Annotated in this window: 13 protein-coding genes and 1 pseudogene; 3 read left to right on the forward strand and 11 right to left on the reverse strand. The window is 64.1% G+C overall.

Annotated features, from left to right (window positions below; translation table 11 throughout):
• Positions 1-4 precede the first annotated feature (4 nt).
• The 10 genes and pseudogenes from udk to iscR all read right to left on the reverse strand — a co-directional run bounded on the left by udk (position 5) and on the right by iscR (position 7444).
• A complete protein-coding gene (gene udk / locus ABKF58_RS08680) occupies positions 5-631 on the reverse strand; it encodes a uridine kinase (RefSeq protein ID WP_482584148.1) in 627 nt (208 codons plus the stop codon).
• Positions 632-740: 109 nt separating this feature from the next.
• On the reverse strand, positions 741-1394 hold the full coding sequence (locus ABKF58_RS08685) for a glutathione S-transferase family protein (protein WP_482584149.1): 654 nt from the start codon (positions 1392-1394) through the stop codon (positions 741-743).
• A gap of 200 nt (positions 1395-1594) precedes the next feature.
• Complete coding sequence (gene iscX / locus ABKF58_RS08690) at positions 1595-1789, reverse strand: Fe-S cluster assembly protein IscX (RefSeq protein WP_008952561.1); 195 nt, start codon at positions 1787-1789, stop codon at positions 1595-1597.
• Positions 1790-1890: 101 nt separating this feature from the next.
• A complete protein-coding gene (gene fdx / locus ABKF58_RS08695; protein WP_482584150.1) occupies positions 1891-2232 on the reverse strand; it encodes an ISC system 2Fe-2S type ferredoxin in 342 nt (113 codons plus the stop codon).
• A gap of 9 nt (positions 2233-2241) precedes the next feature.
• Positions 2242-4101, reverse strand: a complete 1860-nt coding sequence (hscA, locus tag ABKF58_RS08700) for a Fe-S protein assembly chaperone HscA (RefSeq protein WP_482584151.1) — start codon at positions 4099-4101, stop codon at positions 2242-2244.
• A gap of 45 nt (positions 4102-4146) precedes the next feature.
• Complete coding sequence (gene hscB, locus ABKF58_RS08705) at positions 4147-4680, reverse strand: Fe-S protein assembly co-chaperone HscB (protein WP_294867863.1); 534 nt, start codon at positions 4678-4680, stop codon at positions 4147-4149.
• An 81-nt stretch (positions 4681-4761) separates the two neighbouring features.
• Positions 4762-5085: an iron-sulfur cluster assembly protein IscA gene (gene iscA / locus ABKF58_RS08710; RefSeq protein WP_008952565.1), complete on the reverse strand. Its 324-nt coding sequence runs from the start codon at positions 5083-5085 to the stop codon at positions 4762-4764.
• Between the two features lie 48 nt (positions 5086-5133).
• Positions 5134-5517 (reverse strand): Fe-S cluster assembly scaffold IscU, encoded by a 384-nt coding sequence (gene iscU / locus ABKF58_RS08715; RefSeq protein ID WP_008952566.1) that lies wholly within the window; start codon positions 5515-5517, stop codon positions 5134-5136.
• A 196-nt stretch (positions 5518-5713) separates the two neighbouring features.
• Positions 5714-6932, reverse strand: a pseudogene (locus tag ABKF58_RS08720) (IscS subfamily cysteine desulfurase).
• Between the two features lie 29 nt (positions 6933-6961).
• On the reverse strand, positions 6962-7444 hold the full coding sequence (iscR, locus tag ABKF58_RS08725; RefSeq protein ID WP_008952568.1) for a Fe-S cluster assembly transcriptional regulator IscR: 483 nt from the start codon (positions 7442-7444) through the stop codon (positions 6962-6964).
• Between the two features lie 267 nt (positions 7445-7711).
• Here iscR and ABKF58_RS08730 point away from each other — a divergent pair, with 267 nt between their 5' ends.
• Positions 7712-8833 (forward strand): beta-ketoacyl-ACP synthase III, encoded by a 1122-nt coding sequence (locus ABKF58_RS08730; protein WP_482584152.1) that lies wholly within the window; start codon positions 7712-7714, stop codon positions 8831-8833.
• 48 nt (positions 8834-8881) lie between these two features.
• Here ABKF58_RS08730 and ABKF58_RS08735 read toward each other — a convergent pair whose 3' ends face one another.
• Entirely contained in the window at positions 8882-9799 is a 918-nt protein-coding gene (locus ABKF58_RS08735; RefSeq protein ID WP_014088287.1) for a LysR substrate-binding domain-containing protein, read from the reverse strand.
• A gap of 305 nt (positions 9800-10104) precedes the next feature.
• On the opposite strand from ABKF58_RS08735, the gene ABKF58_RS08740 reads away from it, so the two are divergent.
• Together ABKF58_RS08740 and ABKF58_RS08745 are read left to right on the forward strand one after the other, a co-directional pair.
• Positions 10105-11697 (forward strand): ABC transporter substrate-binding protein, encoded by a 1593-nt coding sequence (locus ABKF58_RS08740; RefSeq protein WP_482584153.1) that lies wholly within the window; start codon positions 10105-10107, stop codon positions 11695-11697.
• A 408-nt stretch (positions 11698-12105) separates the two neighbouring features.
• Positions 12106-13134, forward strand: coding sequence for an ABC transporter permease subunit (locus tag ABKF58_RS08745; RefSeq protein WP_482584154.1), 1029 nt, complete (start codon positions 12106-12108; stop codon positions 13132-13134).
• The last annotated feature ends 4 nt before the right edge of the window (positions 13135-13138 follow it).

Here is a 13138-nt window from a genome sequence, read left to right on the forward strand (position 1 = left end):
CGGCTCAGCGTCGCACGGCGGCGACGCGCGCGGCGATCAGTTCGAGTGCCGGGTCGTTGGCACCGTGCGGCAGGATGACGTCGGCAAAGCGCCGGGTCGGCTCGACGAACTGCCGATGCATCGGCCGCACCGTGGCCAGGTACTGCGCGACGACCTGCTGCAGGGTTCGACCGCGCTCGGCGATGTCGCGTTCCAGGCGGCGGATGAAACGGATGTCGTCCTCGGTATCGACGAACAGCTTGAGCGCCATGCACTCGCGCAGTACGGCGTCGTGCAAGGCCAGGATGCCCTCCAGCACGATCACCGGCGCCGCGGCGACAGCCTGGCTGCGCTCGGCGCGGCGATGGCTGGCGAAGTCGTAGTGCGGCATGGCGACCGGACGGCCTTGGCCCAGCGCGGCGAGATGCGCGCGCAGCAGTGCCCAGTCGAAGGCGTCGGGATGGTCGTAGTTGGTCTGGGCGCGCTGCTCTGCCGAGAGCTGCGGCTGGTCGCGGTAGTAGTTGTCCTGCACCAGCAGGGCCACGTGCTCGCGACCGATGGCCTCGACCAGACGGCGCGTCACGGTGCTTTTGCCACTGCCGCTGCCGCCGGCAATGCCGATGATGAAAGGGGGAAGTGGGGCTGGGCTCATGGCGCGCGTCCCGTCAGGCAAATACGCGCCATTCTAGAGCCTGTGAGGCGTCCGGTCACGGCCGGGTGCCGCCGCTGGCGAGGTCCCGGCGGACGGAGCAGGGGCGGCGTCAGGCGAGCGGCGTTCCCACTTCCGCTTCGGCATCGTCGTACCATTGCTGCATCGCCGGCAGCTCCAGGATGTGGTCGGCGTAGGCTTGGGAGCGTGCCGGCAACTCCACGTCGTAGCTGACAAAGCGTGTCACCACCGGCGCGTACATGGCGTCGGCGATGGTGAAATGGCCGAACAGGAACGGCCCGTTGTCCTGGTGACGGTGCAGCAATTCCTCCCACATCTCGACGATGCGGCGAATGTCGGCCGCCGCCGCCTCGGGCACGGCGAAACCGCTGTGGCGCGAGACGATGTCCATCGGCAGGTGCTGGCGCAACGCGGCGAAGCCGGAGTGCATCTCGGCCGCGACCGAGCGGGCCAGGGCGCGCTCGGCAAGGTCCTGCGGCCACAGCTGGGCCGCCGGGAAGCATTCGGCCAGATATTCGCAGATCGCCAGCGAATCCCACACCCGCAGCTGGCCGTCCAGCAGCACCGGCACCTTGCCGGCCGGGTTGGCGGCCAGGATGCGGCTCTTGGTATCGGGCTGAAACAAGGGAATCAGCTGTTCGTTGAACGGCTCGTCCAGCATCTTCAGCACCAGCCAGGGGCGCAGCGACCAGGACGAGGAATTCTTGTTGCCGATGACCAGGGTGAACATGGGGTTCTCTTTCATGACGGGAGCACTCCTCATTGTGGAAACAAAAACGCCCCGCGGCAAGGCAGGGCGTTTGGAGGGCGTTCAGGACAGGTGAAAGAAATCGTCCCACAGAGGCTCCCGGCGGTCCTCGCCGAGCCAAGACGCCGCCGCACGTGTGGTACGGCGAGCATCACCGGAGCGGGGTCGGAATGTGCCGCGGACGAATTCACCAGCCATCAAGCCACTTCGTCGATCCAGGCCTGCTGGATTGCTTCCAGCACCTTCTCGCCGCCGCGCTGGTGGTCGTCGTCGAATTCAGGCAGCTCCACCACCCAGTTGTGCAGGTCGGTGAAACGGATCGCGGTCGGGTCGACTTCCGGGTGGGCGTCGGCCAGTTCGATGGCGATGTCGTGGATGTCGGTCCATTTCATAGTTCGGCTCTCCTCAGAGCTTGTAAAAGAAATCGTCGCGCGCGGCCCTCAGTGCGCATGAGCCCCGATCAGGGACGCGCAGCAGATTTATTCACAAGCGTTCAGTGGTTCTCGCGGGCGAGGTTGATGGTATAGCGCGGAATCTCCACCACCAGGTCCTCGTCGCTGACGATGGCCCGGCACGACAGGCGCGAGTTGGCTTCCAGTCCCCACGCCTTGTCCAGCATGTCTTCTTCCAGCTCGTCGGCCTCGTTCAGCGACCCCATGCCCTCGCGCACCACCACGTGGCAGGTGGTGCAGGCACAGGACATTTCGCAGGCGTGCTCGATTTCGATGTGGTTTTCGAGCAGCACGTCGCAGATGCTCTTGCCGCTCTCGGCATCCTCGATCACGGCGCCTTCCGGGCACAGGTCGACGTGGGGCAGCACGATGATTCTTGGCATGGGTGATCCTTACAATTCGGCGATGTTGTGACCCTTGAGCGCGCGCTGCACGTTGCGGTCCATGCGGCGGGCGGCAAAGGTTTCGGTGAGACGGTTGAGCTGGTGGGCGGCTTCGTTGATCGCCACGGTGCGGTTGCCGGCGATGGCGTCGGCCACCGCGCCGATGCCGGCTTCGATGCCGGCCAGCTCGTCGGCGCTGAGCAGGTCGCCGTCGGCGGCGATGGCGGCGCGGGTGGCGTCGGCCAGGCTTTCGGCGTCGACGATGGCTTCGCGCAGTTTGCGCGCCTCGATGTCGTCCTGCACGTGCGCCAGCGAGTCGGTCAGCATGCGCGTGATGTCCTCGTCGGACAGGCCGTAGGACGGCTTGACCTCGATGTGGGCTTCCACCCCCGAGGTCAGTTCGCGTGCCGACACCGCCAACAGGCCGTCGGCGTCCACCTGGAAGGTGATGCGGATGCGCGCCGCCCCCGCCACCATCGGCGGAATGCCACGCAGCACGAACTGCGCCAGCGAACGGCAGTCGCTCACCAGTTCGCGCTCGCCCTGCAGCACGTGGATCGACATCGCGGTCTGGCCGTCCTTGAAGGTGGTGAATTCCTGGGCGCGCGCGATCGGCAGCGTGCTGTTGCGCGGAATGATCTTCTCAGTGAGCCCACCCATGGTTTCGATGCCGAGCGACAGCGGGATCACGTCGAGCAGCAGCCAGTCGTCGTCCTGCTTGTTGCCGGCCAGCACGTTGGCTTGCATCGCGGCGCCCAGCGCCACCACCTTGTCCGGGTCGAGGTTGGTGAGCGGGGTCTGGCCGAACAGGTCGCCCACCGCCTTCTGGATGTGCGGCATGCGCGTGGCGCCGCCCACCATCACCACGCCCTTGACGTCGTCGACGCCGATGCGGGCGTCGCGCAGCGCCTTGCGCACCGGCAGCAGGGTCTTGTCGACCAGGGTCTTGGTGATGTCGCGGAAGGTGTCCTGGTCGAGCGTCAGGTCGATGGCCCGGCCGTCGGACAGGAGCGCGGTCAGCCGGGTGCTGGCGTGCTCGGTGAGCGCTTCCTTGGCTTCGCGCGCGCAGGTCAGCAACAGGCGCGAGTCGTGCGCATTGAGGCCGGACAGGCCGGCCTGCGCCAGCGTCCAGCAGTACACGCGATGGTCGAAGTCGTCGCCGCCGAGGGCCGAGTCGCCGCTGGTGGAGAGCACTTCGAACACTCCCTGGGTGAGCTTGAGGATGGAGACGTCGAAGGTGCCGCCGCCGAGGTCGTACACCACGTAGACGCCCTCGGAGCTGTTGTCGAGACCGTAGGCGATGGCGGCGGCAGTCGGTTCGTTCAACAGGCGCAGCACGTTGAGTCCGGCCAGGCGGGCGGCGTCCTTGGTGGCCTGGCGCTGGGCGTCGTCGAAGTAGGCCGGCACGGTGATCACCGCGCCCACCAGCTCGCCGCCGAGCGAATCTTCGGCGCGTTGCTTGAGCGCGCGCAGGATGTCGGCGGAGATCTCCACCGGGCTCTTCGGGCCGGCGCGGGTGATCAGCTGCACCATGCCGGGCGCGTCGACGAAGCGGTAGGGCTGGGCGGCGGCTTCGCTGATGTCGGCCAGGCCGCGCCCCATGAAGCGTTTCACCGACACGACGGTGTTGTGCGGGTCGCGGCTCTGCTCGGCCTGCGCGGCAAAGCCCACCGCCACGTCGCCGCCGTCGAGATAGCGCACCACCGAGGGCAGCAGGCTGCGGCCGTGCTCATCCGGCAGCACGCCGGCCGCGCCGCTGCGCACGGTGGCCACCAGCGAGTTGGTGGTGCCGAGGTCGATGCCGACGGCGAGGCGGTGTTGATGGGGTGAGGCGGAGAGGCCGGGTTCGGCAATTTGCAAGAGGGCCATGGTGGTCAATCGTGTTGTAGAGGCGGCTTCGGCCAACCTGTGGGGTCAGAACAGCAGGGTTTCGATGGCGTCGCCGATTTCCTGTTCGAGTTTTTCCAGAAAGCGCAATTTTCTAACCAGGACGGCGGCGCCGTCCAGATCGCCGGTGTCGTCCAGCACCACGCCGAGCTGCTGCTGCAGGGCGGCGGCGTCGCGTTGCAGTTCGCGCGCCAGCTTCTCCAGCGCCGCCACGTCGTGCTCGTCCTTGGCCTCGCCGATCGCCTCCCGCCATTCCATCTGCGCCATCAGGAAATCGGCCGGCATGCTGGTATTGGTGTCTTCCTGGGTGTCGACGCCGGCCAGTTGCAGCAGGTAGCGGGCGCGCGCCAGCGGCGATTTCAGGGTGCGGTAGGCTTCGTTGGCGTGGGTCGCCATCATCAGTGCGGCGCGCTTCTCCGCGTCGCCGGCGCTGGCGTAACGGTCGGGATGGACCTGCGCCGCCACGGTGCGCCAGGCGCTATCGAGCTGGCCCGCGTCCAGCGCGAAGCGGCGCGGCAACCCGAACAGGCTGAAATGGTCCTGCTTGAAGTCGAAGTTCATGGCATCTCGCAAACAGCGCCCTGCTTTTCAGACAAAACCGACCACGAAGGTCGGTTCCGGCAGCATGGCTCTCAAGGTGACTCAGACGTTGAAGCTCTCGCCGCAACCGCACTCGTTCTTGACGTTCGGGTTGTTGAACTGGAAGCCCTCGTTGAGGCCCTCCTTGGCGTAGTCGAGTTCGGTGCCGTCGAGGTAGGCCAGGCTCTTGGCGTCGGTGAATACCGTCACGCCGTGGCTCTGGAAGGTCACGTCCTCGTCGCTGGCGACGTCGACGAACTCCAGCTTGTAGGCCATGCCCGAGCAGCCCGAGGTTTTCACGCCGAGGCGGATGCCCAGGCCCTTGCCGCGCTTGGCGATGAAGTTGCGGACATGGTCGGCCGCACGTTCGGAAAGAGTGATTGCCATAGTCGTTCCTGCCGATGGGGCAGAGGGCAGGCGGAGCCTGCCATCCGCTTACTTGCCGTGTTTCTGTTTGTAGTCGCTCACTGCTGCCTTGATGGCGTCTTCGGCCAGGATGGAGCAGTGGATCTTCACCGGGGGCAGCGCCAACTCTTCGGCGATCTCGGTGTTCTTGATCGACATGGCTTCGTCCAGCGTCTTGCCCTTGACCCACTCGGTCACCAGCGAGGACGAGGCGATCGCCGAGCCGCAGCCGTAGGTCTTGAACTTGGCGTCTTCGATCACGCCGTTCTCGTTGACCTTGATCTGCAGCTTCATCACGTCGCCACAGGCCGGCGCGCCGACCATGCCGGTGCCGACGCTGTCGTCGCCCTTGTCGAAGGAGCCGACGTTGCGCGGGTTCTCGTAATGGTCCAGGACCTGTTCACTGTATGCCATGGTGTAGTTCTCCTTGCGTGCGGGAGGGACTGCCTCCCGCCGGTAATCTGGTTTAGAACCTGCTCTCGATCTTGCTGCGCATCCCTGATCGGGGCTCATGTGCTGCTCGAAATCCTCATGTACTCCAGTACATTCCGGTTTCTGCGTTGCTCTTCACCCCGCTGAGGGCCGCTCGCGACAGATCGTGAACGGGTTCTTAGTGGGCGGCCCACTCGATGCTGTTGAGGTCGACGCCGTCCTTGAACATTTCCCACAGCGGGGACAGTTCGCGCAGCTTGCCGATCTTCTCGCGCATCAGCTTGATGGTGTAGTCGATCTCTTCCTCGGTGGTGAAGCGGCCGATGGTGAAGCGGATCGAGCTGTGCGCCAGTTCGTCGTTGCGGCCCAGTGCGCGCAGCACGTAGGACGGCTCCAGACTGGCCGAGGTGCAGGCCGAGCCGGACGATACCGCCGAGGTCCCTCACCGCCATGATCAGCGATTCGCCTTCGACGAAGTTGAAGCTGACGTTGAGGTTGTGCGGCACGCGGGCGTCGATGTCGCCGTTGATGTAGACCTCTTCCATATCCTTGATGCCGTTCCACAGGCGGTCGCGCAGCATGCGGATACGCTCGTTCTCGGTCGCCATCTCTTCACGGGCGATGCGGAAGGCCTGGCCCATGCCGACGATCTGGTGCGGCGCCAGCGTGCCGGAGCGGAAACCGCGCTCGTGGCCGCCGCCGTGCATCTGCGCTTCCAGGCGCACGCGCGGCTTGCGGCGCACGTACAGCGCGCCGATGCCTTTCGGGCCATAGGTCTTGTGGGCGGAGAAGCTCATCAGGTCGACCTTGAGCTGGCTCAGGTCGATATCGACCTTGCCGGTAGCCTGGGCGGCGTCGACGTGGAACACGATGCCTTTCTCGCGGCAGATCTCGCCGATCTGTGGAATATCCTGGATTACGCCGACCTCGTTATTGACGTACATCACGGATACCAGAATGGTGTCCGGGCGCAGCGCCGCCATGAAGTCGTCGAGGTCGATCAGGCCGTTGTCCTTGACGCCGAGGTAGGTCACCTCGAAGCCCTGGCGTTCCAGTTCGCGACAGGTGTCGAGCACGGCCTTGTGTTCGGTCTTGACGGTGATGATGTGCTTGCCCTTGCTCTTGTAGAACTGGGCGGCGCCCTTGATCGCCAGGTTGTCGGACTCGGTGGCGCCGGAGGTCCAGATGATTTCCTTGGGGTCGCAGTTCACCAGCGCGGCCACGTCAGCACGGGCTTGTTCCACCGCGGCTTCCGCTTCCCAGCCGAAGCTGTGGCTGCGCGACGCCGGGTTGCCGAATTTCTCGGTCAGGTAGACCACCATCTGTTCCGCCACGCGCGGGTCGACCGGCGTGGTGGCGGAATAGTCGAGGTAGATCGGAAGCTTGAGCTGACTCATTCTTAATATCTCCACAAAAGGCGTCCGGTTCACATGGCGCCGGTCGGCGTGACGCGAGCCCGCTGTGGCGTGGCTTCGCGCTTGTCCTGCATGACGTTGACATCCTTGGCGTGCTGCTCGGCCACCAGGCTGAACAGCGTTACCTTGGACAGGTAATCGAAAATGGTGGCGTTGAGGTTGGTCCACAAGTCGTGGGTCATGCAGCGATGGTTGTCGTGACAGTTCTCGCGACCGCCGCACTGGGTGGCGTCCACCGGCTCGTCCACGGCGGTGATGATGTCCGCCACCGAAATCTGTTCGGCGCTCTTGGCCAGGGTGTAGCCACCGCCCGGACCGCGCACGCTTTCCACCAGTTCGGCGCGGCGCAGCTTGCCGAACAGCTGTTCCAGGTAGGAAAGCGAGATGCTCTGCCGTTCGCTGATCCCCGCCAGCGTGACGGGGCCGTTGCCATGGCGCAAGGCCAGATCCAGCATGGCGGTGACGGCGAAGCGTCCCTTGGTGGTCAAACGCATGATCTCAGTTTCCGTTGGGAATGGTTATCCGGATTATACCTAATTTCCGAGTAATTTAGTCAACTACTGGTCGGCCAAGTTTGCTCATCTGCATTGAGGCACGGGCAGAAGCCGTTTCGTCGACACCGGCTATAACTTGACTATTTTACTTGGTTTTAGTGAGGCTGGCATGTGTTTCTTAATGATCCGTGGTTGCTTGGTGTATCATCAGTCGAACATTTGTTTGATTTTGATGCGCCGGCCACTGCCGCCGGCTGGGAGTGAGCAATGCACAAGGTGGTCATCAGCGGCACGGGCCTGTTTACCCCGCCCCATGCGGTCGGTAACGAACAGCTGGTCGCGGCCTTCAACCAGTACGCCGCCCATTTCAACGCCGAGCAGGCCGAGGCCATTGCCGCCGGCGAGGTCGAACCGCTGGCGGCGTCGAGCGCCGAGTTCATCGAGAAGGCCTCGGGCATCCGCCAGCGCTTCCTGATGGACGCGGCGGGCGTGCTCGACCCGGCGCGCATGGCGCCGCGCCTGCCCGAGCGGGACGACGAGACCCTGTCGCTGCAGGCCGAGATGGCGCTCGCCGCCGCACGCGAGGCGCTGGCCCAGGCCGGAAGGTTGGCCGAAGACGTGGACCTGGTGATCGCCGCCTGCTCCAACCTGCCGCGGCCCTACCCGGCGCTGGCGATCGAGGTGCAGCGGGCGCTCGGCATCCAGGGCTACGCCTTCGACATGAACGTGGCCTGCTCCTCCGCGACGTTCGGCATCCACAGCGCGGTCAATGCCATCCAGTGCGGGCAGGCGCGTGCGGTGCTGATGGTGAACCCGGAAATCTGCTCGGCCCACCTCAACTTCCGCGACCGCGACAGCCACTTCATCTTCGGCGATGCCTGCACCGCGGTGCTGCTGGAGCGTGCCGACCTGGCGGCTTCGGCCAACGTCTACGAAGTGCTGGGGACCCGCCCGGCTACCGCCTTTTCCAACAACATCCGCAACAACTTCGGCTTTCTCAACCGTTGCGACGAAAGCGGCATCGGCCGGCCGGACAAACTGTTCGTGCAGCAGGGGCGCAAGGTATTCAAGGAAGTCTGCCCGATGGTGGGCGAGCACATCGTCGCCCACCTGGGGCAACTGGCGATCCGGCCCGACGACGTGCGCTGCTTCTGGCTGCACCAGGCTAATCTGGCGATGAACCAGCTGATCGCGCGGCGCGTGCTCGGCCGCGAGGCCGGTCCCGACGAGGCGCCGGTGATCCTGGACCGCTACGGCAATACCAGCTCCGCCGGCTCGATCATCGCTTTCCATTTACATAAAGATCGGCTACGAACTAATGATATGGGCGTGATCTGCTCGTTCGGGGCGGGTTACTCGGTCGGCAGCGTGGTACTGAAGCAAGCCTGAGCCATGCCGGCTCAGGCCACCCGCCGCCAGGCCTCAGGTGGGCTGTGCCTAATCCTTGCGTGTGACGTGGCCGAAGTCGTGTTCGCGCGCCACGGCCAGCGCGGCCTCGCGGAAATCGTGGGCGATGTCGGAGCGGATGCCGGTGCTCGGGTAGGCCAGCACGTACTGGTGGCGAATCTCGGTCTGGAACGGCCGTACCACCACGCCGTGCGGTTCCCACAGCGGGGCGGCGAAGGGCTCGACGATGGAGACGCCGAAGCCGTTGGCCACCATGGCATAGCGGGTGTGCGAGGTATAGGTGCGGATGGTGTAGCGCGGGCGGATGGCCGGGTCGGGCAGATAGGCCTCCTCCATGCCGCGCGACAGTAGGCCGTCCGGCAGCCAGCCGATGACATCCTGCTCGTGCAGGTCCTCCGGCACGATCACCTCCTTCCTGGCCAGCGGGTGCGTGGCCGGCATGGCGCACAGCACGTTGCCCTCCAGCAGCGGCTCCATCTCGATGCCGGCAATGGGGGGAAAGGCTTGGCACACTGCAATGTCGACCTTGAGATCCTGCAGCCGCACCAGGATTTCCGGGCTATTGGCGGAGTCGACCTTCACCGGCATGCCCGGTTTTCTCTTGAAGAATTCGCGCAGGATCGGCGGCAGCAGGGCGGTGGACAGTACCGGCAGACACGCTATGGTCAGGCCTTCGGAAGCCTCCTGCCGAATGGTATCGGCCGCCTGCCTGAGGCGTTCCAAGCCGAGGAAGTTTTCTTCCACGGCGCGGTAGAAGCGCACCGCCGCCATGGTCGGTTCGAGCCGCCCCTTGGTGCGGTTGAACAGGCGAAAGCCCAGGTCCGCCTCGAGATCGGCGATCAGCCGGCTGATCGCCGGCTGGGTGATGTGCATGCGACGCGCGGCACCGACGCTGGTGCCGGTCACCATCAGGCAACGGAAGGCCTCGACTTGGCGGAAACGGATCATGGGGAAAGCTTTCTTGAATGGCTGGCACAGGCGACATTATAACAAAACCGCATTGGCTATCATTGTTTGCGAATGGATGTGATAGTTGAAGTGTGGAATACTCGGCGCGCACCAGCAGAAGTCGTCTCGGAGCCTGATAACCGCCGAGTGTTGGCCGCACGATCTCCCTTCGGACCCGTTCCGGGCGACATCAGGGGGAGAAAGGGCAGGGCGTGATTGTAGTGACGATACCGCCTGCACCCTATCCGGGCGCTGGCGGACTGTAAAAGCTGAAACCTTAAATACAAGCAGGGAATAGGGAAACTATGAAAATTGCCAAGCATTTGCTGCTCACCGCTGGCCTGCTCGCCGGCGCGTCCATGGCGCAGGCCGCCGGTACCTTGATCTACTGTTCCGAGGGGAGCCCGGCCGGCTTCGATCCGGGCCAGTACACCACCGGCACCGATTTCGACGCCTCGGCAGAAACCGTGTTCAACCGCCTGGTGCAATTCGAACGCGGCGGTACCAAGGTGATTCCCGGCCTGGCCGAAAAGTGGGAGGTCTCGCCGGATGGCCTGAACTACACCTTCCATCTGCGCAAGGGCGTCAAGTTCCACTCCACCGACTACTTCAAGCCGAGCCGCGAATTCAACGCTGACGACGTGCTGTTCACCTTCCAGCGCATGCTCGACAAGAACCACCCGTTCCGCAAGGCCTACCCGACCGAATTCCCGTACTTCACCGACATGGGCATGGACGCGAACATCGCCCACGTCGAGAAGATCGACCCGTACACCGTCAAGTTCACCCTGAAGAAGATCGACGCCGCCTTCGTGCAGGATCTGGCGATGAGCTTCGCCTCGATCCAGTCTGCCGAATACGCCGACAAGCTGTTGAAGGAAGGCAAGCCGCAGCTGATCAACCAGCAGCCGGTCGGCACCGGCCCGTTCATCTTCAAGCGCTACCAGAAAGACGCCCAGATCCGCTTCGTCGGCAACAAGGAATACTGGAACAAGGGTGAGGTGAAGCTCGACAACCTGGTGTTCGCCATCACCACCGATCCGTCGGTGCGCTTCCAGAAGCTGAAAGCCGGCGAATGCCAGGTCACCACCTTCCCGCGCCCGGCCGACGTGCCGGCGATGAAGGCCGACCCGAAACTCAAGGTGATGTCGCAGTCCGGCTTCAACCTCGGCTACGTCGCCTACAACGTCAAGCACAAGCCGCTGGAGAAGCTCGAAGTGCGCCAGGCGCTGGACATGGCGATCAACAAGAAAGCCATCATCGACGCCGTGTACCAGGGCGCAGGTCAGCCGGCCACCAACCCGATGCCGCCGACCCAGTGGTCGTACAACAAGTCGCTGAAGGACGCCCCGTACAACCCGGAAAAGGCCAAGGAGCTGCTGAAGAAGGCCGGCTTCCCGAACGGTTTCGAACTCAGCCTGTGGGCTATGCCGGTGCAGCGCCCGTATAACCCGAACGCCAAAGTGATGGCCGAAATGATCCAGTCCGACTGGGCCAAGATCGGCGTCAAGGCCAAGATCCAGTCCTACGAGTGGGGCGAGTACCTCAAGCGCGCCAAGGCCGGCGAGCACGATTCCATGCTGATCGGCTGGACCGGCGACAACGGCGATCCGGACAACTGGCTGGGCGTGCTGTTCGGCTGTGAAGCGATGAACGGCAACAACTTCTCCAAGTGGTGCTACAAGCCGTTCGAAGACCTGATCCAGAAGGGCAAGACCACCGCCAACGTCGGCGAGCGCACCAAGCTCTACATGAAGGCGCAGGAAATCGTGAAGCAGCAGGTGCCGCTCACCACCATCGCGCACTCCACGGTGAACCAGCCGATGCGCAAGGAAGTGGAAGGCTTCAAGGTCAGCCCGTTCGGCCTGAATTCCTTCTACGGCGTCAGCGTCAAGTAAGGACGGCACTGCGCCTGTCTGATGCTGATTTTCGGGGGCTGCGGCCCCCGATCCATTACAACGGTTCCGACCATGCAAAGGGCATGACCCGCAGCAGATCGGGGCCGTTGAGCGGATGGTGGAAAGGCCGACTGGGGCCGGGAAAATGACCGCGGCCGGATGCATCTTCGTCGCTTCTTGACCTATATCAATACCCCCGCGCCAGCTCGATGTTATCGTTCTCTTGCCGTGACGGTAACGAGTAGCTGATGTGGGTGGGTGGTTCAGTTGCAACGTTATCGTCCGGCGCCTCCTTCTCTCTTCTCCCGCGGTTCTTCCTCCATCTTTCGCTTGGCATGATCCCTTACCCGGGGTCGACCAACAGTGCGCCTTATCGCTGCGTGCACTGAGCGTGGGAGATGTTTCACTATGTTTTCATTCATTCTGAGGCGCCTGAGTCTGCTGCTGCCGACGTTTTTCGGCATCACGCTGATCACCTTCGGCCTGATTCGCCTGATCCCCGGTGATCCGGTGGAAGTCATGGTGGGCGAGCGTACCCTCGACCCGCAGATGCATGCCGACGCCATGCATCGCCTGGGCCTCGACAAGCCGATCTACCTGCAATACGTCGATTACCTGCATAACCTGGCGACCGGCCATCTGGGTGAGTCGCTGGTGACCAAGGACAGCGTGTGGAAGGAATTCACCACGCTGTTTCCGGCCACGCTGGAACTGGCCGTGATGGCCATGCTGTTCGCCGCCGTGTTCGGCCTCTTGGCCGGCGTGATCGCCGCCATCAAGCGCGGCTCGATCTTCGATCACGGCGTCATGGGGCTTGCCCTGACCGGTTTCTCGATGCCGATCTTCTGGTGGGGCCTGATCCTCATCATGTTCTTCTCGGTCAAGCTCGGCTGGACGCCGGTGTCGGGCCGGCTCGACCTGGCCTTCGACATCGCGCCGCGCACCGGCTTCATGCTGATCGACGCTTGGTTGGCCGAAGCCGCCGACCCTTCGCTCAACGCCGGCGCCTTCAAGGATGCGCTGAAGCACCTGATCCTGCCCGCCATCGTGCTGGGCACCATCCCGCTCGCGGTGATCGCGCGCATGACCCGCTCCTCAATGCTGGAAGTGCTGCGTGAGGACTATGTCCGCACCGCGCGCGCCAAGGGGTTGTCGCCGGCGCGGGTGATCTTCATCCATACCCTTCGCAACGCCATGATCCCGGTGTTGACGGTGATGGGGCTGCAGGTGGGTACGCTGATGGGCGGCGCGGTCCTGACCGAAACCATCTTCTCCTGGCCCGGCATCGGCAAGTGGTTGATCGACGCCATCAGCCGGCGTGACTACCCGGTGGTGCAAAACGGCATCCTCATGGTCGCCACGCTGGTGATCCTGGTGAACTTCATCGTGGACATCCTCTACGGCATCGCCAACCCGCGCATCCGTCATGCCAAGTAACCGC

Source organism: Pseudogulbenkiania sp. AW2-16, assembly GCF_056824575.1.

Coding starts and splice junctions, on each gene's coding strand:
- ABKF58_RS08740 (WP_482584153.1), top strand. CDS start 10,105: ATGAAAATTGCCAAGCATTTGCTGCTCACCGCTGGCCTGCTCGCCGGC.
- ABKF58_RS08745 (WP_482584154.1), top strand. CDS start 12,106: ATGTTTTCATTCATTCTGAGGCGCCTGAGTCTGCTGCTGCCGACGTTT.
- ABKF58_RS08735 (WP_014088287.1), bottom strand. CDS start 9,799: ATGATCCGTTTCCGCCAAGTCGAGGCCTTCCGTTGCCTGATGGTGACC.
- hscB (WP_294867863.1), bottom strand. CDS start 4,680: ATGAACTTCGACTTCAAGCAGGACCATTTCAGCCTGTTCGGGTTGCCG.
- ABKF58_RS08685 (WP_482584149.1), bottom strand. CDS start 1,394: ATGAAAGAGAACCCCATGTTCACCCTGGTCATCGGCAACAAGAATTCC.
- iscR (WP_008952568.1), bottom strand. CDS start 7,444: ATGCGTTTGACCACCAAGGGACGCTTCGCCGTCACCGCCATGCTGGAT.
- ABKF58_RS08730 (WP_482584152.1), top strand. CDS start 7,712: ATGCACAAGGTGGTCATCAGCGGCACGGGCCTGTTTACCCCGCCCCAT.
- fdx (WP_482584150.1), bottom strand. CDS start 2,232: ATGCCAAGAATCATCGTGCTGCCCCACGTCGACCTGTGCCCGGAAGGC.
- iscX (WP_008952561.1), bottom strand. CDS start 1,789: ATGAAATGGACCGACATCCACGACATCGCCATCGAACTGGCCGACGCC.
- iscA (WP_008952565.1), bottom strand. CDS start 5,085: ATGGCAATCACTCTTTCCGAACGTGCGGCCGACCATGTCCGCAACTTC.
- iscU (WP_008952566.1), bottom strand. CDS start 5,517: ATGGCATACAGTGAACAGGTCCTGGACCATTACGAGAACCCGCGCAAC.
- udk (WP_482584148.1), bottom strand. CDS start 631: ATGAGCCCAGCCCCACTTCCCCCTTTCATCATCGGCATTGCCGGCGGC.
- hscA (WP_482584151.1), bottom strand. CDS start 4,101: ATGGCCCTCTTGCAAATTGCCGAACCCGGCCTCTCCGCCTCACCCCAT.